This is a genomic window from Burkholderia catarinensis, assembly GCF_001883705.2.
GTDB lineage: Bacteria > Pseudomonadota > Gammaproteobacteria > Burkholderiales > Burkholderiaceae > Burkholderia > Burkholderia catarinensis.
Genome location: NZ_MDEQ02000007.1, coordinates 34,394 through 53,611, shown reverse-complemented (window position 1 = coordinate 53,611; position 19,218 = coordinate 34,394). Strand labels below are relative to the sequence as shown.

General features: G+C 68.7%; 16 protein-coding genes. 8 read left to right on the top strand and 8 right to left on the bottom strand.

Translation table 11 applies throughout. The annotated features are described in order from the left end of the window. The first annotated feature begins 41 nt into the window (after positions 1–41). From BFF94_RS13080 to BFF94_RS13065, 4 genes are all read left to right on the top strand, one after another. On the top strand, positions 42–1,151 hold the full coding sequence (locus tag BFF94_RS13080; protein ID WP_219139423.1) for an efflux RND transporter periplasmic adaptor subunit: 1,110 nt from the start codon (positions 42–44) through the stop codon (positions 1,149–1,151). Further along, positions 1,148–4,297, top strand: coding sequence for an efflux RND transporter permease subunit (locus tag BFF94_RS13075; protein ID WP_128842287.1), 3,150 nt, complete (start codon positions 1,148–1,150; stop codon positions 4,295–4,297). The genes BFF94_RS13080 and BFF94_RS13075 overlap by 4 nt, the downstream gene beginning before the upstream one ends. A 2-nt stretch (positions 4,298–4,299) precedes the next feature. After that, complete coding sequence (locus BFF94_RS13070) at positions 4,300–5,892, top strand: efflux transporter outer membrane subunit (RefSeq protein WP_219139422.1); 1,593 nt, start codon at positions 4,300–4,302, stop codon at positions 5,890–5,892. A 117-nt stretch (positions 5,893–6,009) separates the two neighbouring features. After that, the gene (locus tag BFF94_RS13065) at positions 6,010–7,038 is read left to right on the top strand and encodes a MerR family transcriptional regulator (RefSeq protein WP_128845767.1); all 1,029 of its coding nucleotides are present in this window, start codon (positions 6,010–6,012) and stop codon (positions 7,036–7,038) included. Positions 7,039–7,095: 57 nt separating this feature from the next. On the opposite strand, the gene BFF94_RS13060 is transcribed toward BFF94_RS13065, so the two are convergent. The 5 genes from BFF94_RS13060 to BFF94_RS13040 form a co-directional block, all read right to left on the bottom strand. Further along, complete coding sequence (locus BFF94_RS13060) at positions 7,096–7,815, bottom strand: hypothetical protein (protein ID WP_246637291.1); 720 nt, start codon at positions 7,813–7,815, stop codon at positions 7,096–7,098. After that, positions 7,778–8,002, bottom strand: coding sequence for a helix-turn-helix domain-containing protein (locus BFF94_RS13055; RefSeq protein ID WP_128845770.1), 225 nt, complete (start codon positions 8,000–8,002; stop codon positions 7,778–7,780). Before BFF94_RS13055 ends, BFF94_RS13060 begins: the two co-directional genes overlap by 38 nt. An 8-nt stretch (positions 8,003–8,010) precedes the next feature. Then, entirely contained in the window at positions 8,011–8,571 is a 561-nt protein-coding gene (locus BFF94_RS13050) for a DUF2975 domain-containing protein (protein ID WP_128845773.1), read from the bottom strand. 154 nt (positions 8,572–8,725) lie between these two features. Further along, entirely contained in the window at positions 8,726–9,253 is a 528-nt protein-coding gene (locus BFF94_RS13045; protein WP_128845776.1) for a M949_RS01915 family surface polysaccharide biosynthesis protein, read from the bottom strand. Positions 9,254–9,330: 77 nt separating this feature from the next. After that, positions 9,331–10,713 (bottom strand): sigma-54 interaction domain-containing protein, encoded by a 1,383-nt coding sequence (locus BFF94_RS13040; RefSeq protein ID WP_219139421.1) that lies wholly within the window; start codon positions 10,711–10,713, stop codon positions 9,331–9,333. Positions 10,714–10,937: 224 nt separating this feature from the next. On the opposite strand from BFF94_RS13040, the gene BFF94_RS13035 reads away from it, so the two are divergent. From BFF94_RS13035 to BFF94_RS13020, 4 genes are all read left to right on the top strand, one after another. After that, entirely contained in the window at positions 10,938–11,849 is a 912-nt protein-coding gene (locus tag BFF94_RS13035; RefSeq protein WP_372454193.1) for an MBL fold metallo-hydrolase, read from the top strand. Positions 11,850–11,878: 29 nt separating this feature from the next. After that, on the top strand, positions 11,879–13,546 hold the full coding sequence (locus BFF94_RS13030) for a bifunctional protein tyrosine phosphatase family protein/NAD(P)/FAD-dependent oxidoreductase (protein WP_128845784.1): 1,668 nt from the start codon (positions 11,879–11,881) through the stop codon (positions 13,544–13,546). Positions 13,547–13,564: 18 nt separating this feature from the next. Then, a complete protein-coding gene (locus tag BFF94_RS13025; RefSeq protein WP_219139420.1) occupies positions 13,565–14,371 on the top strand; it encodes a sulfite exporter TauE/SafE family protein in 807 nt (268 codons plus the stop codon). Between the two features lie 150 nt (positions 14,372–14,521). Next, positions 14,522–16,135: an RICIN domain-containing protein gene (locus BFF94_RS13020; protein WP_128845789.1), complete on the top strand. Its 1,614-nt coding sequence runs from the start codon at positions 14,522–14,524 to the stop codon at positions 16,133–16,135. Between the two features lie 95 nt (positions 16,136–16,230). Here BFF94_RS13020 and BFF94_RS13015 read toward each other — a convergent pair whose 3' ends face one another. The 3 genes from BFF94_RS13015 to BFF94_RS13005 are packed head-to-tail and all read right to left on the bottom strand — an operon-like array spanning position 16,231 to position 19,132. Continuing rightward, positions 16,231–17,052 (bottom strand): ABC transporter permease subunit, encoded by an 822-nt coding sequence (locus tag BFF94_RS13015; RefSeq protein ID WP_128845792.1) that lies wholly within the window; start codon positions 17,050–17,052, stop codon positions 16,231–16,233. Next, entirely contained in the window at positions 17,049–17,975 is a 927-nt protein-coding gene (locus tag BFF94_RS13010; protein WP_128845795.1) for an ABC transporter permease subunit, read from the bottom strand. The genes BFF94_RS13015 and BFF94_RS13010 overlap by 4 nt, the downstream gene beginning before the upstream one ends. After that, on the bottom strand, positions 17,972–19,132 hold the full coding sequence (locus tag BFF94_RS13005) for an ABC transporter ATP-binding protein (RefSeq protein WP_128845798.1): 1,161 nt from the start codon (positions 19,130–19,132) through the stop codon (positions 17,972–17,974). Before BFF94_RS13005 ends, BFF94_RS13010 begins: the two co-directional genes overlap by 4 nt. Positions 19,133–19,218: the final 86 nt, after the last annotated feature.

Below are 19,218 nucleotides of genomic sequence, written 5' to 3'. Positions count from 1 at the left end.
GCTTGCCGGCTTCGTTCCGCTCCACCTCACCTGGGGGTTTCGTGAATCGCTCCGGTTCCCGCGCCGCGCTGCTGATCGGCGCCGCGTTTGTCCTTGCCGCCTGTCATCCAAAAGAATCCGCGCCGCCCGCGCCGCGCCCCGTCGTCGCGCTGCCCGCGCATGCCGACGCCGCCGCGGCCGCGCGCACGCTCCCCGGCGAAATCCAGCCGCGCTACGCAACACCGCTGTCGTTCCGCATCGCCGGCAAGCTCATCGAGCGCAAGGTGCGCCTCGGCGATACGGTCAAGGTCGGCCAGGTCGTCGCGCTGCTCGATCCGTCCGACGTCGAGAAAAACGCCGCGAGCGCGCAGGCGCAGCTCGATGCCGCAACGCACAGCCTCGCGTTCGCGAAGCAGCAGCTCGACCGCGACCGCGCGCAGGCGCGCGAAAACCTGATCGCGACCGCGCAGCTCGAACAGACCGAGAACAGCTACACGTCGGCGCTCGCACAGCGCGACCAGGCGCAGCAGCAGCTCGCGCTTGCGAAGAACCAGCTCCGCTACGCGACGCTCGTCGCCGATCACGCGGGCTATATCACCGCCGAACAGGCCGACACCGGCCAGAACGTGTCGGCCGGCCAGCCCGTCTACCAGCTCGCATGGTCCGGCGACGTCGATGTCGTCAGCGACGTGCCCGAGGCCGCGCTCGCGTCGCTCGCGTCCGGCCACGCGGCGACCGTCACGATGCCGTCGCTGCCGGGCCGCCAGTTCGCCGCGAAGGTGCGCGAAATCGCGCCGGCCGCCGATCCGCAGAGCCGCACGTATCGCGTGAAGCTCACGCTCGCCGCACCCGATCCGGCGATCCGCCTCGGGATGACGGCCAGCGTTGCGTTCGACGGCACGCCGGCCGCCGGCGACGCGCAGCCGATCACGCTGCCCGCGACCGCGCTGTTCCACGACGGCGCGCAACCGGCCGTATGGGTCGTGCGCACGAAGGACGACACGCTCGAACTGCGCCGCGTCGACGTCGCGCGCTTCAACGAGCGCACCGTGACGGTGTCGCACGGGTTGCAGCCCGGCGAACGCGTCGTGCTGCAGGGCGTGCATACGGTCAGCGCGGGCGAGAAGGTACGCCCGATCGCGCCGCTGCATCCGGAGGACTTCGCATCGTGAGCGCCCCCCGCGAAGAAGGCCGGTTCAACCTGTCGGCGTGGGCGCTGCGCCACCAGGCGCTCGTCGTCTACCTGATCGCGCTCGCGACGCTCGCGGGCATGCTCGCGTACACGCGGCTCGCGCAGTCCGAGGACCCGCCGTTCACGTTCCGCGTGATGGTGATCCGCACGTTCTGGCCCGGCGCGAGTGCGCGCCAGGTGCAGGAACAGGTGACCGACCGGATCGGCCGCAAACTGCAGGAAACGCCGGCCATCGACTTCCTGCGCAGCTATTCGCGCCCCGGCGAATCGCTGATCTTTTTCACGATGAAGGATTCGGCGCCCGTGAAGGACGTGCCCGAGACCTGGTACCAGATCCGCAAGAAGGTCGGCGACATCGGCTATACGCTGCCGCCCGGCGTGCAGGGTCCGTTCTTCAACGACGAATTCGGCGACGTCTACACCAACATCTGGACGCTCGAAGGCGACGGCTTCACGCCTGCGCAGCTCCACGACTACGCCGACCAGTTGCGTACCGTGCTGCTGCGCGTGCCGGGCGTCGGCAAGGTCGACTACTTCGGCGACCCCGACCAGCGGATCTTCATCGAGGTGAACAACGCGCAGCTCACACGCCTCGGCATCTCGCCGCAGCAGCTCGGGCAGGCGATCAACGCGCAGAACGACATCTCGTCGGCCGGCGTGCTGACCACCGCCGACGATCGCGTGTTCGTGCGGCCGAGCGGCCAGTTCGACAACGTCGACGCGATCGCCGATACGCTGATCCGCATCAACGGCCGCACGTTCCGGCTCGGCGATCTCGCGACGGTAAAGCGCGGCTACGACGATCCGGCCGTTACGCAAATGCGTGCGAACGGCCGGGCGGTGCTCGGCATCGGCGTCACGATGCAGCCGGGCGGCGACGTGATCCGGCTCGGCAACGCGCTCGATGCGGAATCGAAGGGCCTGCAGGCGCAACTGCCGGCCGGTCTCAAGCTGACCCTGGTGTCGAGCATGCCGCACGCGGTCGCGCATTCGGTCGACGATTTCCTCGAAGCCGTCGCCGAGGCCATCGCGATCGTGCTGGTCGTGAGCCTCGTGTCGCTCGGCCTGCGCACCGGGATGGTCGTCGTGATCTCGATCCCCGTCGTGCTCGCGGTCACCGCCCTCTTCATGTACCTGTTCGACATCGGGCTGCACAAGGTGTCGCTCGGCACGCTCGTGCTCGCGCTCGGGCTGCTCGTCGACGATGCGATCATCGCGGTAGAGATGATGGCCGTGAAGCTCGAACAGGGCTACAGCCGCGCGCGCGCCGCCGCGTTCGCCTATACGAGCACCGCGTTCCCGATGCTGACGGGCACGCTCGTCACCGTGTCGGGCTTCCTGCCGATCGCGCTCGCCAAATCGAGCACCGGCGAATACACGCGCTCGATCTTCGAGGTGTCGGCGATCGCGCTGATCGCGTCGTGGTTCGCGGCCGTCGTGCTGATCCCGCTGCTCGGCTACCACCTGCTGCCCGAGCGCAAGCGGCACGCGCACGAGGCGCACCTGCCCGACGACCACGAGCACGACATCTACGACACGCGCTTCTACCGGCGGCTGCGCGGCTGGATCGACTGGTGCATCGAGCGGCGCTTCGTCGTGCTGCTGATCACGGGTGCCCTGTTCGTCGTGTCGCTGATGGGCTTCTCGCTGGTCCCGCAGCAGTTCTTCCCGAGTTCCGACCGGCCCGAACTGCTGGTCGACCTGCGGCTGCCCGAGGGCGCATCGTTCGCGGCGACGCTGCGCGAGACCGAACGCTTCGAGAAGGTGATCGACAAGCGCCCCGAGATCGATCATTCGGTGAACTTCGTCGGCAGCGGCGCGCCGCGCTTCTACCTGCCGCTCGACCAGCAGTTGCAACTGCCGAACTTCGCGCAGTTCGTGATCACCGCGAAATCGGTCGAGGATCGCGAAAAGCTCGCGACCTGGCTCGAAACCACGCTGCGCGACCGGTTCCCGGCCGTGCGCTGGCGGCTGTCGCGGCTCGAGAACGGCCCGCCGGTCGGCTATCCGGTGCAGTTCCGCGTGAGCGGCGACAGCATCGCGACGGTCCGCTCGATCGCCGAGAAAGTCGCGGCGACGATGCGCGATGACACGCGCACGGTGAACGTGCAGTTCGACTGGGACGAGCCGGCCGAGCGCTCGGTGCGCTTCGAGATCGACCAGAAGAAGGCGCGCGAGCTGAACGTCACGTCGCAGGACGTGTCGAGCTTCCTCGCGATGACGCTGTCCGGCACGACCGTCACGCAGTACCGCGAACGCGACAAGCTGATCGCGGTCGACCTGCGCGCGCCGCGGGCCGATCGCGTCGACCCCGCGGAGCTGGCGGGCCTCGCGCTGCCGACCCCGAACGGCCCCGTGCCGCTCGGCTCGCTCGGCCGCTTCAAGCCGACGCTCGAATACGGCGTCGTGTGGGAACGCAACCGCCAGCCGACCATCACCGTGCAATCGGACGTGCGCGCCGGCGCGCAGGGCATCGACGTCACGCATGCGGTCGACGCGAAGCTGAACGCGCTGCGCGCGCAGTTGCCGGTCGGCTATCAGATCAACATCGGCGGCTCGGTCGAGGAAAGCGCGAAGGCGCAGAAATCGATCAATGCGCAGATGCCGCTGATGGCGATCGCCGTGTTCACGCTGCTGATGATCCAGCTGCAGAGCTTCTCGCGCGTGCTGATGGTCGTGCTGACCGCGCCGCTCGGGCTGATCGGCGTGGTCGCCACGCTGCTGCTGTTCGGCCAGCCGTTCGGCTTCGTCGCGATGCTCGGCGTGATCGCGATGTTCGGGATCATCATGCGCAACTCGGTGATCCTCGTCGACCAGATCGAGCAGGACATCGCGGTCGGCCACGGCCGGATCGACGCGATCATCGGCGCGACCGTGCGGCGCTTCCGCCCGATCACGCTGACGGCCGCGGCCGCCGTGCTCGCGCTGATCCCGCTCTTGCGCTCGAACTTCTTCGGGCCGATGGCGACCGCGCTGATGGGCGGCATCACGAGCGCTACCGTGCTGACGCTGTTCTACCTGCCCGCGCTGTATGCGACGTGGTTCCGCGTGAAGCGCGACGAACGCGACCCGCAGGATGGCCCGCCGCAGGGCGGCAGCACGCCGGCCGCGCCGTCGGGAGCCTGACCATGGATCGATCGATGAACCTGAAAACGAAAGCCGTGCGTGCGCTCGCGGCCGCGAGCCTCGCCGGCCCGCTCGCCGGCTGCGCGTGGTTCGCGCCGAGCGGCGAGCCGCCCGCGATGCCGTCGCCCGCGCACTACGGCGCCGCGCCGCAAGTCCAGCAGACCGTGTCCGCGCAAGGCGTCGCGCAGCAGTTCGAAGTCGGCGCGCAGCCGGTGCCCGACTGGTGGAAGCAGTACCGCTCCGATGCGCTGAACGCGCTCGTCGACGAAGGGCTGCGCAACAGCCCGACGCTCAGTGCCGCGTCGCATTCGCTGGATGCCGCGCGCGAACAGCTGCGCGGGCAGATCGGCAGCTCGATGCTGCCGTCGATCGACGCGGGCGGCCAGGCCACGCGCCAGCGCGCGCTCGGCGTGCCGATTCCCGCGCTCGGCGCGCCGACGCTGCTGTACGACACGTTCGTCGGGCAACTGCAGGCGAGCTACACGATCGACCTGTTCGGCGTCTCGCGCTTTGCGAACCGCGCGCTCGCGAAACGCGTCGACGTCAGCGCATTCCAGCTCGAATCCGCGCGGCGCGCGCTGGCCGCGAACATCGTCACCGCGTCGATCACGGTGTCGGTGCTCAATGCGCAGATCAATACGACCGAGCGGCTCGTCGCGCTCGCGAACGACCAGGCGCACGACGCCGAACGCCGCCATGCGCTCGGTTCGGCGTCGCGCAGCGACGCGCTGAACGCGCGGCAAAGCGCCGACACGTTCGCGGCCGGCCTGCCCGCGCTGCGCCAGCAGCGCGACTCGGCGCGCCATGCACTCGCGGTGCTGGTCGGCCGCACGCCCGACCGGCCGCCGGCCGATCTCGCGCTCGCCGATCTGCACCTGCCCGAGCAGGTGCCCGTCGTCGTGCCGTCGGACCTGCTGCAAAGCCGCCCGGACATCCAGGCGGCCGACGCGGGGCTGAAGGCGGCCGCGGCCGAAGTGGGCCTCGCGACCGCGCAGATGTTCCCGCAGCTGTCGCTGTCGGCGTCGATGGGCCAGGGCGGATTCAGCTGGCCGACGATGCTGTCGGGCGCCGGTGCGATCTGGAGCGTCGGCGCGTCGCTGAGCCAGCCGATCTTCCGCGGCGGCGCGCTGCTCGCGCAGCGCCGCGCGGCAAAGGCGACCTACGAGGCCGCGGTCGACCAGTACAAGCAGGCCGTGCTCGGCGCGTTCCAGAACGTCGCCGATTCGCTCGCGGCGCTCGAGCACGACGCGGAGGCGCTCGATGCGTCATCCCGCGCCGCGCTTTCCGCGCGCGGCGCGTACGACGACGCAGCCGCCCGCGTACGGCTCGGCGCGCTGCCGCCGTCGGCCGCGCGTGCCAGCGAGCTGCAGTACCGCAATGCGCGGCTCGACGAGATCCGCGCGACCGGCGCGCGGTTCGCCGATACCGCACGGCTTTACCAGGCGATGGGCACACCGCCGGCCGACAAGGGCGACAAGGGCGACAAGGGCGACAACCAAGATAAAGCCGGCAAAACCGGCCAGGCAGCCGGTGACAGCGCAACCGGCAACGAAGCGCGCGCCGCCACGCCCGACACCCCGCCTTCGCCGCAGTAGGCCGGCCCTTCGATCGGGCGCGCGGGACACCCCGCGCGCCCGATTCCCGATCTTCCGCTTGACCCTCACGTAGCGTAACGTTCGAGACTCCAGCGTGCGTACCGAACGGAGCAACGAATGCGACTGAAAGTGGGAGAACTGGCGAAACGCAGCGGGCTGACCGTCCGCACGCTTCATCACTATCACGCGATCGGTCTGCTGACGCCTTCGGCACGCGCCGACAACGGTTACCGGCTGTACGACCGCGACGATATCGCCCGGCTCCACCAGATCCAGGCGTTGCGTCGCTTCGGCCTGTCGCTCACCGAAATCGGCGACCACCTGAACCAGCCCGGCACCCCGCTCGTCGATCTCGTCGCGAAGCAGATCGCGCTGCTCGACCGTCAGCTCGCGCAGACCGCGCAGCTGCGCGATCGGCTCGTGAGCCTGCATGCGCAGCTCGCCGCGGGCACACAGCCGGAACTGGCCGATTGGCTCACCACACTGGAGTTGATGACCGTGTACGACAAATATTTCTCCGAGGAAGAACTCGCGCGCATGCCGATGTACCGCAAGAGCCAGACGGGCGACGCCGAATGGATCGCGCTCGTCGGCGAGGTTCGTGCGCTGCAGGACGCGGGCGTGCCACCCGAGGACGAGCGCCCCCGTGCGCTCGCCGGCCGCTGGATGACGCTGCTCGTGCGGGACACGAACAACGACCCGCGGCTGCTGGCGAAACTGAACCTGATGCACGAACACGAACCGGCAATGCAGTCGAAGATCGGCATTTCGACCGCGCTGCGCGACTATGTGCTGCGCGCGTCGTCAGAAACGAAGATGCGGATCTTCGAGAAGTATCTCTCGCCGGACGAGATCCGCTTCATGCGGGCGCATTACGGTGAAAGCGCGATGGCATGGCCGCAACTGATGGGCGACGTGCGCGACGCGATCGAAGCGGGCGCCAAACCCGCTTCACCGGAAGGCCGCGCGCTCGCGCAGCGCTGGCTCGAGCTGTTCTGCAGCTATGCGGGCCACGATCCTGCCACGCATGCGAAATTCCGCCAGGCGATGATGAACGAGCCGTCACTGACGAAGGATTCGTGGATCGACGACACGTTGATCGGCTTCGTGCGGGAGGCGATGGCGCAGCTTGCGCCTGCGCGCTGAGCGCGTTGAGCCCATGACGGTGCGGGCGGCAGGCGGGACTCCCGCGTGCCGCCCGCTTCACCATTGGCAGCCCGTGTCGCGAACCGCATCCAGTGCGAGCATCGGCAATGCGAGGAGGCCCGCGCCCGAATACGCATGCCGGCAATCGGCACGACGGGCATCCGACATGCCGTCGGCCAGCCTCGCATCGACGGTGTCGCGGCGCGCGGCCACACCGCCGGACGACGCGCCCAATGCACCGACCGCCGCCTGCGCCGGAGTGCGCGCCGCCGCAGGCCGCGAGCCGATTGCGTCCAGATCGCGGCGCCAGTCGAGATCGGGGCTTGATGCGGTCCCAGGATGGGTTCCAGGTCGGTCCGCGATTGCGCCGGCAGGTGTTTCGCGTTGCCGATGCGAAACGCTCTCTGTATCCGAAGACGAACGCGTCGTCATGCGCGGCGCTGCAACTGCAGCGGATCGTTTCGTCGATTGCACGGCGCCCACGGAGCCGAACCCGCGAGCTGCCGGCCCGGTTCGCCCGGTGTCACGCACGCTCGCCGCAGGTGCCGGCCGCGCGGGAATCAGCTCGACACGCAGCGCGATCCGGGGCAGCGCCCCGGATTTCGGGCCGGCTGTCGTCGATGCCCGTTGCAGCACGAACCATCCGAGCAGGTGAATCGATACGGAGGCTGCGACGGCCAGCGCGACGATGCGCGACCGACGCCGCCCCGTCGCCTCGACACGTCGCGGTCGCGATGCGTCAGCCGGGCTCGCCGCCACCGTCATCGCTGAACGCAAGCAAGTCCCCGGGCTGGCAGTCGAGATAGCGGCAGATCGCCTCGAGCGTCGCGAAGCGAATGCCCTTCACCTTCCCCTGCTTGAGCAGCGACAGATTCTGTTCGGTGATGCCGACGGCGGCCGCAAGATCCTTCGAGCGGACCTTGCGGGTCGCGAGCATCACGTCGAGCTTGACCACGATCGTCATCGCGCGCCTCAGACGAATTGCCGATGCTCGGCATCGAGCTCGCTCGCCTGCCGGAGAATGTGCGCGATGACCGCAATGCAGGCCGCGGTGAACAGCGCGACCACGTACGGCAGGCTGAAGCCGATGCTGACCACACGATGGCCGACCGGTTCGCGCAGCGTCGCCCACACGCTCAGAAGCGGCTCGCACAACAGGCTCAGCAATACCCACAGGCCGATCGCACGCCCCGTCTTGCCGAGGTGGCCGGCCGCCTGCGCGGAGAAATAGTCGCGGCGCGCGTAGGTGCGGAACAGCGCGCGCAGATGACGCAGGCCGTTCGCGAGCGCGATCAGCGGCACACTCGACAGCAGGATGCCGACCGCCTTCTGCCACCACGGGAATGCGGCGACGTCCACGCGCAGGTTCGAGATCACCGAATCGGTGAGGCCAAATACGAGGCCGGGGCCGGAGGCCGCATTCAGTGACGGAAACGCCCAGCACGCAGCGTTGAGCACCAGCATACCGACGATGAACCACAGTGTGACGGTGGCCATCTGCTGGCTGATACGGGCGATGCGATCGGTATGCATGAGGCGTCCTCGACGATGAATGAACGAGCGTCGATTGTACGCCGATAATTATCGTAAAACGATAATAAATCGTCGTCTTGTTATGATTTTTTATTGCGCGGCAGGCTCAGCAGTGTCGACCTGCCTGTCTCGCACGCAACTGACGAACGGCCGCCTAGTCGTAGTCGCGCACGCTGATCCCGCGCCAGCGCTTCGTCATGTAGCGCAGAAACGCGGGATGGGCCTTCAGGTCCGCATTCGGCACGGGCGCCGCGCCGCCGTCCATGAACTTGCCCTTGACCGTGACGGTCTCCTCGCCGCGCAGCACGTATTTCGAGCCGGCGTCGATCAGGAAGTACTTGACCTGGTCGGCGCTGACGTCGCCGCGGCAGCCGATCCTGTAGGCGAACAGGAACTGCTTGCGGCCGTTGCCGAGCAGGTCGCGCATTTCGATCGACGCGGGCACGACGTCGAGGATCACATCGACCGGACACTCCTTCACATAGTCGCGCACGGTCCAGTCGGGCCGGCCGTCGAGCGTCGCCGACACCTTGAGCTCGACGTCGTCGCCGGACGCGGTTCTCACAAGCGTCACCGCATGCGCGCCGGCCGCATCGGTCCACGTGTATTCGGCGGCCTGCGCCGGATTGGCCAGCGCCGCGACGGCAAGCAACAGGCAACGCGCAAGGAAACGTCTTTTCATCGATGATGGCGTTGGAATCGGACGCGCCATTATCGGCAAAGCCGCCTGCCGCCGCCAGCCGCGCACGACGCCCCCGCTCACCGGCCGCGCGCCCCGATCCCGAGCGCCTTCATCCGCCGGTACAACGTCCGCTCGCTCATCCCGACCTGCTCGGCGAGCGCCTTGCGCGTGCCGTCGAACGTGCGCGCGAGGCGCACGAGTTCCGCATCCGGCACGCCGCGCGCATCCGCCGCGCGCTCCTGCGGCGCCGCCGCTGCCGCGACCAGCTCAACCGGCAGGTGCTCGACCCGGATCGTCCCGTCGTCCGCGAACAGGCACGCGCGTTCGAGTACGTTGCGCAGCTCGCGGATATTGCCCGGCCACGCATACGCGTCGAGACACGCACGCGCGCGTTCGGTCAGCACGAACGGCCGCGCGTTCGCGTCGCCCGCGTTGGCGCGCGCATTCGCGATCCGCCGCAGGATCGATTCGGCCAGCAGCGCGACGTCGCCCTGCCGTTCGCGCAGCGCCGGCAATGGAATCGGAAACGCGTTGATCCGGTAGTAGAGGTCCTGCCGGAACCGGCCGTCGTCGATCATCTCGCGCAGCGGCTTGTGCGTGGCCGCGACCAGCCGGAAATCGGCGCGCAGCGCCTCGACGCCGCCGACGCGCCGGAACGTGCCCGACTCGATCAGCCGCAGCAGCTTCACCTGCATCGGCAGCGGCACGTCACCGATCTCGTCGAGAAACAGCGTGCCGCCCTGCGCGGTCTCGACGAGGCCCGGCTTGCGCTGGTTCGCGCCCGTGAACGCGCCCTTCTCGTAACCGAACAGTTCGCTCTCGAACAGCGTCTCGGCGATCCCCGAGCAATCGACGACGACGAACGGCCCCATCGCGCGATCGCTCGCCTCGTGCAGCGCGCGGGCGAACAGTTCCTTCCCGGTGCCCGATTCGCCGAGCAGCAGCACCGGCAGCGTCGACGGAGCGACGCGCTGCAACGCGCCGAGCGCCGCATTGAACGCGTCGGCGCCGCCGACAAGCCCTTCGGCGCTCGGCTGCGCGGACGCGCTGCGCACCGTCGTCAGCCGTTCGACATACGCGATCACGTTGCCGGCCGCATCGAAGATCGGCCGCAGCTCGACGTCGACATGCTCGGGGCCGCGCGGCGTGTGATGGATGTGCAGCACGCGGTTCAGCCCGCGCGATTCGAGCGCCTGCTTCATCGGGCAATGCTCGCCGGCCTGGTCGCACGGCACGTCGTAGTGATGCGAGACCTGGAAGCAGTGCCGGCCCACGTGCTCGACGCCCGCCACGCCGAACTGGCGCCGGTACGCATCGTTCGCCGCGAGGATGCGGTAGTCGGGATCGACGACGATCATCGGCTGCGGGTCCTGCTCGAGATACGCGACGAGCGCGCGCACGTCGGGCATCGCGTCGTGGCGCGGCGCGGGGACGATCGGGATGGTGTCGTGCGGATTCATGCGGAGGCTCGGTGAGGATGCTGCCGGACGGACTGCCAGGCTGGCTGCCAATTCTGCCACGACACTGCCAGATATGGCAGTCCCGATCCACGTGCCGGAGGCCGCCGATGCCCGCGCGTCGCCGCAGGTGCGCCGAAAACCCGAGTCGAATCAAGTCCCTGGCACATCGGCCGGTGCCGCGGCGCAGGCTGGCATGCTTCTTGAGTCAAAGTGCCCGATTGCAGATGCAGAACCCGATCGAGGACACCCCCGTGAGCAACGCCCCCGCACTGTCGGTCGAAGGCTTTTTCGACCCGGCGACCCACACCGTCAGCTATCTCCTGCTCGATACGGCGAGCCGCGCGTGCGCGCTGATCGACAGCGTGCTCGACTACGACCCGAAATCCGGCCGCACGCGCACCGCCAGCGCCGACCGGCTGATCGCCCGCGTCGCCGAACTCGGCGCGACCGTGCACTGGCTGCTGGAGACCCACGTGCACGCCGATCACCTGTCGGCCGCGCCGTACCTGAAAGCGCAGGTCGGCGGCCGGATCGCGATCGGTTCGCACGTGCGACGCGTGCAGCATGTCTTCGGCACGCTGTTCAACGCCGGCCCCGGCTTTGCGGAGGACGGCCGCCAGTTCGACCGGCTCGTCGACGACGGCGACACGCTCGCGCTCGGCGCGCTGACGATCCGCGCGCTGCACACGCCGGGCCACACGCCCGCGTGCATGACCTACTGCGTCGACGACGCGGCGCAGCGCGCGGCGTTCGTCGGCGACACGCTGTTCATGCCCGACTACGGCACGGCCCGCTGCGACTTCCCCGGCGGCGATGCACGCACGCTGTACCGCTCGATCGCACGCGTGCTCGGCCTGCCGCCCGACACGCGCCTGTACCTGTGCCACGACTACCAGCCGGGCGGCCGCGACGTGCAGTTCGTGACGACCGTCGCCGAGCAGCGGCGCGCGAACGTCCACGTGAAGGACGGCGTGACCGAGGACGATTTCGTGGCGATGCGCACCGCGCGCGATGCGACGCTCGACATGCCCGTGCTGATGCTGCCGTCCGTGCAGGTCAACATGCGCGCCGGCCATCTGCCCGAGCCAGAAAACAATGGCGTGCGCTACCTGAAGATCCCGCTCGACGCGATCTGAGCCGTGCACCGCAACCGGAGAACCCCGACATGACCATCCGCAAGCTGACCGACGCGCTGTCGGTCTCGCCGCAGATCACGGCGGCCGACCTGCCCGCGCTTCATGCGGCGGGCGTCCGCGCGATCATCTGCAACCGGCCCGACGGCGAAGGCCCCGACCAGCCGACCGTCACCGAGATCCGCGCGGCCGCCGCGCCGCTCGGCATCGACGTGCATTACCTGCCGGTCAATACGGGCAAGGTGACCGACGAGCAGGCCGCGCAATTCGGCGCGCTCGTCGCGTCGCTCGAAGGCCCGGTGCTCGCTTACTGCCGCAGCGGCACGCGTTCGGCCACGCTGTGGGCGCTGTCGCAAGCCGGCCTGCGCCCGCTGAACGACATCGTCGCGACGGCCGATGCGGCCGGCTACGACCTGCGCGCGCTCGCTTCGCGTGTCGCGCAAGGCGGCCGGCAGGCGGCGCCGGCCGTCGACGCGCGGCACGACATCGTGATCGTCGGCGCGGGCGCGGCCGGCATCGCGGTCGCGTCGAGCCTGCTCGCACGCGACGCGTCACTCGACATCGCGGTGATCGATCCGGCCGATGTCCACTACTACCAGCCGGGCTGGACGATGGTCGGCGCGGGCGTATTCCGGCCCGAGACCACCGCGCGCCGGATGACCGACGTGCTGCCGCGCGGCGTGCACCGGATTCAGGCCGCCGTCGCGGGCTTCGAGCCCGACGCGCATACGGTCGTGCTCGACGGCTGCCGCCGCATCGGCTACCGCAAGCTCGTCGTGTGCCCGGGGCTCAAGCTCGACTGGCACGCGATCGAGGGCCTTGCCGACACGCTCGGCCGCAACGGCGTCACGTCGAACTACCGCTACGATCTCGCGCCGTACACATGGGAGCTCGTCCGTGAATTCCGCGGCGGCAACGCGCTCTTCGCGCAGCCGCCGATGCCGATCAAGTGCGCGGGCGCGCCGCAGAAGGCGATGTACCTGTCGTGCGACCACTGGCGGCGCGCGGGCCGCCTCGAGGCCGCGAACGTCGAGTTCCTGAATGCGGGCGGCGCACTGTTCGGCGTCGCCGACTACGTGCCCGCGCTGATGGAGTACGTGAAAAGCTACGACATCGCATTGTCGTTCGGCCACAACCTCGTCGCGATCGACGGGCCCGCGCGCCGTGCGACGTTCGCGCGCGCGCTGCCGGACGGCGGCAAGGAAACCGTCGAGCGTTCGTTCGACATGATCCATGTGGTGCCGCCGCAGAAGGCGCCCGACTTCGTGCGCTCGAGCCCGCTCGCCGACGCGGCCGGCTGGATCGACGTCGATCCGGCGACGCTGCGGCACCGGCAGTTTCCGGACATCTACGCACTCGGCGACGCCACCAACACGACCAATGCGAAAACGGCCGCGGCCGCCCGCAAGCAGGCGCCCGTCGTCGCGCACAACCTGCTCGCGTCGCTCGGCCGTGCGCACGGCGACGCTGCGTACGACGGCTACGGCTCGTGCCCGCTCACCGTCGAGCGCGGCAAGATCGTGCTCGCCGAATTCCTGTACGGCGGCAAGGTCGCGCCGACCTTCCCCGCGTGGCTGATCGACGGCCGCCGCCCGTCGCGGCTCGCGTGGCTGCTCAAGGAACGCGTGCTGCCGCCGCTCTACTGGAAGGCGATGCTCAAGGGCCGCGAATGGCTCGCGAAGCCCGCGATCGCAGGTTGACCGGAGCGCGATGACGTCATGCTGATTTCCCTCGTACTGGGCGGCTTCGTCGGCGCCGTGCTCGGCCTGACCGGCGCCGGCGGCGGCATTCTCGCGGTGCCCGCGCTCGTCGTCGGGATGAGCTGGCCGATGCAGCAGGCCACGCCCGTCGCACTCGTCGCGGTGGCCGGCAGCGCCGCGCTCGGCGCGCTCGAAGGCTTCCGCCGCGGGCTCGTGCGCTATCGCGCGGCGCTGTTGATGGCCGTGGCCGGCGTACCGTTGACCACGCTCGGCGTGCGGCTCGCGCACGTGCTGCCGCAACGCATGCTGCTCGCGCTGTTCGCGCTGACGATGCTGGTTATCGCCGGCCGCCTGCTGCGGCAGGCGCTGCGGCAAACGCCCATCGATGCGGACGCGTCGCCGCTGTGCGTCGGCCGCGTGAATCCCGACACAGGCCGGCTCGTGTGGTCCTGGCCCGTGGGCGTCGCGCTTGCGTCGACCGGCGCGGTGACGGGTTTGATGACGGGATTGCTCGGCGTAGGCGGCGGTTTCGTGATCGTGCCGATGCTGCGCAAGTTCACGAACGTGTCGATGCACGGTGTCGTCGCGACGTCGCTGATGGTGATCGCGCTGGTCGGCACCGGCGGTGTATTCGCGACGCTCGTGTCGGGCACGCGCGCGCCGCTCGACGTGACGCTGTGGTTCACCGTCGCGACCGCGCTCGGCATGGCCGCCGGCCGCGGTGCGTCGCGGCACCTCGCCGCGCGGCACGTGCAGGCCGGTTTCGCGGCTGTGCTCGTGTGCGTCGCGCTTGGGCTGCTGGCCAAGGCGGCATTCGGCGCGTAAGCGACAGTACGGCCGGACGCGGGAATCGAACCCGCGTCCGGCCCGCGACGCACCCGTCCATCACGAATTTGTCAGGACCGCATGCTAGACTCGCCGCCGCGCGCCCGTACGTCGCGTGTCGACAACGAATAATTATTCAGGAGTCCGGTCATGCTCGTCATCTCCGTCAATCGTGCGGCAATCGCCGCACTGATACTCGCCCCGCTCCCTGCGCTCGCCACGCCCGCCTACACGGCAGCGTTGACGCTCGCCAGTCTCTCGCCGTCGGTCGGCGGGACCGACAAGGCGACGCTTAAGCTCACCAACACCGGCACCGATCCCGCCGCCGCCGGCCTCTTCATCGGCATGCCGGCCGGCTTTGCCGCCAGCGGCTTCACGAACGCATGCGGCGGCACACTGGCCAGCGATGGCGCGGCGCAGGTCACGCTGTCGGGCGCGACCATACCGGCCGGCGGCACTTGCACGTTCGGCTTCACGCTCGACGTACCGCCCGTTGCGGCGCTGCCGCCGGCGGGCGCGCGCAGTTTCACCGTCACGGGTAATCCTGCGCCCGGTCTCGCGACGCTGTCGTCCAGCACCGCACCGACGCTGTCCGGCTTCCTCGGTTCGACGCCCGGCCTTTACAGCAACACGTGGTTTCCGTCGACGGTACGCAGTGTCGGCACGCTCGACCTGTTCATCACGCCGCAGACCGACCCGGGCCCGAACTCGAACGTGTTCTGGTCGAACCAGGTCAATTCGCTGCACGGCTACACCGGCCTGCAGTCGACCGAGCTGGTGTCGGCAAGCGAAGGCGTCGGCCGGCAATTCCTGTTCAGCCTGTGGGGCGCGACGGCCGCGAAGCCCGGTACGCCCGCGAGCGCCGGCATCGGTGCGGGCAGCTATTGCACGGTCAGCGGCTCGGCGACGGACGGCAGCGCAGGGGCACAGTGCCGCTACCGCTACGACTGGCAAGCCGGGCACACCTACCGGTTCCGCATCACGCCGGACACGAACCAGGGGCCCGGCTGGTTCAAGAGCAATGTCACCGACGTAACGCCCGGCTCGGCCGGCGACAGCTTCGACATCGGCAGCATCTATGTCGGCACGACGCAGACGCAGGTACCGGTCTCGTCGATCAGCCAGTGGGTCGAATATTTCGACTGGAACTCGAGCCGCACGAGCTGCACGTCGGTCGCCTACACGGACGCGCAGTTCAGCGTTCGCGCATACGACGCGATCGGCAACGCGGTGACGGTGCCGGCACCGTCGGTCACGGTCAACAAGACCTGCCCCGCCAGTGATGCGAACGCGTCCGTGTCGAACGGCGTCGCGACGCTGATCGGCGGCCCGCAGCAATCGGCGGCCGGCCTCGTGAAAGCGAACGGCGCCTGCCTGACCGCGTCGGGCGGCCTAGCCGACGGCCATCCCGTGGTGCTCGGTGCCTGCCCGACGCTCGCGTCGGTGCGCACGTCCGGCGGCACGCACTTCAATCCGCAACTGTGGGTCGCCGCGAGCGACGGCACGCTGCAAACCAAGTACAGCTACTGCCTCACCGCGCAGGCAGCAAGCGCGGGCAACGGCGCGCTGCTGCGCACCTGCATCGCCGGCGCGGCCGATCAGCAGTGGCTCGTGAAGACCGGCACGGCGCCGGGTTCGGCGCAACTCGTGTCGCAGCCGACGGGCCGCTGCCTCGCACCGGCCGCGAGTGGCACGTTGAGCCTCCAGCCGTGCACGGCAGCCACGGCGGTCTGGACGACGCCCGGCAAGAGCTTCGCGTACTGACCGGCGTCGAGCGGTACGCAACGCGCCCAAGCAAAACGCCCGGCCCGACTCGTCGTCGGTGCCGGGCGTTTTTCGTTGCGGCCGCAACCTGCGTGTCAGGCCGCGAACCCCGCCATCCGCTTGCGCTCTTGACGCAGCATCACGAAGTTCGCGATCACGACACCCGCCGTCACCGCGACGATGAACAGCGTCGCGAGCGCGTTCATTTCCGGGTTCAGCCCGAGGCGCACGCGCGAGAACACGACGAGCGGCAGCGTCGTCGAGCCGGGGCCCGACAGGAACGCCGACAGCACGAGATCGTCGATCGACAGCGTGAACGACAGCAGCCAGCCCGCGACCAGCGCCTGCGAGATCAACGGCAGCGTGATCGTGAAGAACACCTTCAGCGGCGTCGCGCCAAGATCGAGCGCGGCTTCCTCCAGCGACGGGTTCAGCTCGCGCACGCGCGACTGCACGATGATCGCGACGTACGAGATGCACAGCATCACGTGGCCGAGCCAGATCGTGAAGACCCCGCGTTCGGCCGGCCAGCCGATCCACTTCGCCAGCTCGATGAACAGCAGCAGCAGCGAGATCCCCTGGATCACCTCGGGAATCACGAGCGGCGCATTGATCATCCCGCTGAACAGCGCGAAGCCGCGAAAGCGCCCCATCCGCGCGAGCACGAAGCCGGCCCACGTGCCGATGAACACCGACGCGAACGCGGTCAGCACGCCGATCTTCAGCGACAGCCACGCGGCCGTCAGCAGCTCGTCGTCCTGGACGAGCGCCGTGTACCAGCGCAACGAGAAGCCCGACCACACGGTGACGAGCTTCGACTCGTTGAACGAATAGACGATCAGGCTGATGATCGGGATGTACAGGAACGCGAAGCCGGCAAACAGCGCCGCGAACTGCAGGTAACGATTCGGCTTCATCGACGGCCCTCCTGCTCCTTTGCCTGGGAACGCTGGAACATCGCCATCGGCACGAGCAGCAGCAGCACCATCGCACAGGTCACCGCCGATGCCATCGGCCAGTCTGCGTTGTTGAAGAACTCATTCCACATCACGCGGCCGATCATCAGCGTGTTCGCGCCGCCGAGCAGCTCCGGAATCACGTACTCGCCCACCGCCGGGATGAACACGAGCAGGCAGCCCGCGATGATCCCGTTCCTCGACAGCGGCAACGTGATCTGCACGAACGCCTTCCACGGCTTAGCTCCTAGGTCGTACGCGGCTTCGAGCAGGCGCAGGTCCATCTTCACGAGGTGCGCGTAGAGCGGCATCACGAGGAACGGCAGGTACGAATACACCATCCCGATGTACACCGCGTAGTTCGTGCGGTACAGCTCGATCGGCGTATGGGTCAGCCCGATCCACATCAGGAAGTTGTTCAGCAGGCCGTTGTTCTTCAGGATGCCGATCCATGCGTACACGCGGATCAGGAACGACGTCCAGAACGGCAGCATCACGCCCATCATCAGCAGGTTGCGCGTCGCCGGGTTCGAGCGCGCGATGTAGTACGCCATCGGATAGCCGATCAGCAGGCACAGCAGCGTCGTGATCGCGGCCACCCACACCGAGTTCACGTAGGTCGCGAAATACAGGCTGTCCGTGAACAGGAACGCGTAGTGCGACAGGTTCAGCGCGACGTGCACGACGCCGTCGGCGTACGACGCGAGTTCCGTGTACGGCGGGATGCCGAGCTGCAGCTCCGCGAAGCTGATCTTGACGACCAGCACGAACGGCACGAGGAAGAACAGCACGAGCCACGTGAACGGCCCCGCGACGACCGCCGTGGCGCCCGTCAGGTTGAAGCGCCGCACCGGCCACGAGAGCATGGACTTGAACGGGGTCATGACGTCAGCACCACGCCCGCGGTCGCGCTCCAGCGCACGTAGATCTCGTCGCCGAGCGCCGGCGTGTCGAGCTCGGAAATCGCGAGGCTCGACACGTTCGCGATCACCGTCTTGCCCGCGTCGAGCCTCACGTGATACAGCGAATAGCCGCCCATGTACGCGACGTTGCCGATCCTGCCGCGCGCCCAGTTGAACGCGCCTTCGGGCGGCTTGCGCGTGAGCGCGATCCGTTCGGGGCGCACCGATACCGTGACCGGCATCCCGAGCGGGCCCGAGATCCCGTGGCTCACGTACAGCCGGCTCGGCAGTTCCGGCGATTCGATGTACACGTGGTCGGGTTCATCCTCGACGGTCACGCCGTCGAACAGGTTCGTCGAACCGATGAACTCGGCCGAGAAGCGGCTGTTCGGATACTCGTACACTTCATTCGGCGAGCCGATCTGGACGATCTGCCCTTCGCTCATCACCGCGAGGCGGTTCGCCATCGTCATCGCTTCTTCCTGGTCGTGCGTGACCATGATGCAGGTGACGCCGACCCTGTTCAGGATGTTGACGAGCTCGATCTGCGTGCGCTGGCGGATCTGCTTGTCGAGCGCGGACATCGGCTCGTCGAGCAGCAGCAGCTTCGGGCGCTTGACGAGCGAACGCGCGAGCGCGACGCGCTGCTGCTGGCCGCCCGACAGCTGGTGCGGCTTGCGCTTCGCGTACTTGCTCATCTGCACGAGTTCGAGCGCCGCGTGCACGCGCTCCTTCATCTCGGCGCGCGGCACGCCTTCCTGTTTGAGCCCGAACGCGACGTTCGACTCGACCGACATGTGCGGGAACAGCGCATACGACTGGAACATCATGTTCACGGGCCGCTTGTACGGCGGCATCTGCGCGAGATCCTCGCCGTCGATCAGGATCTTGCCCGACGTGACCGTCTCGAGGCCCGCGAGCATCCGCAGCAACGTCGACTTGCCGCAGCCCGAGCTGCCGAGCAGCGCGAACAGTTCGCCCTGGCGCACGGTCAGGTTGACGCTGCGCACGGCTTCGGTATCGCCGAATTTCTTGACGACGTCGACGATCTGGACAAAGTTCTCGGCGCGCGCATCGGCGCCGGAGAAGGAAACGGTGGACGGTGCGCCCGCGACCGGCGCACCCGACTGGCTATTCATGATGTGCTGCTTCTCTCCTGCGTTTGACGAACAAAGCCCCCGGGGGCACCAGGGGCTTCATGACTGCTGGGGAACGCCGGCTCGCG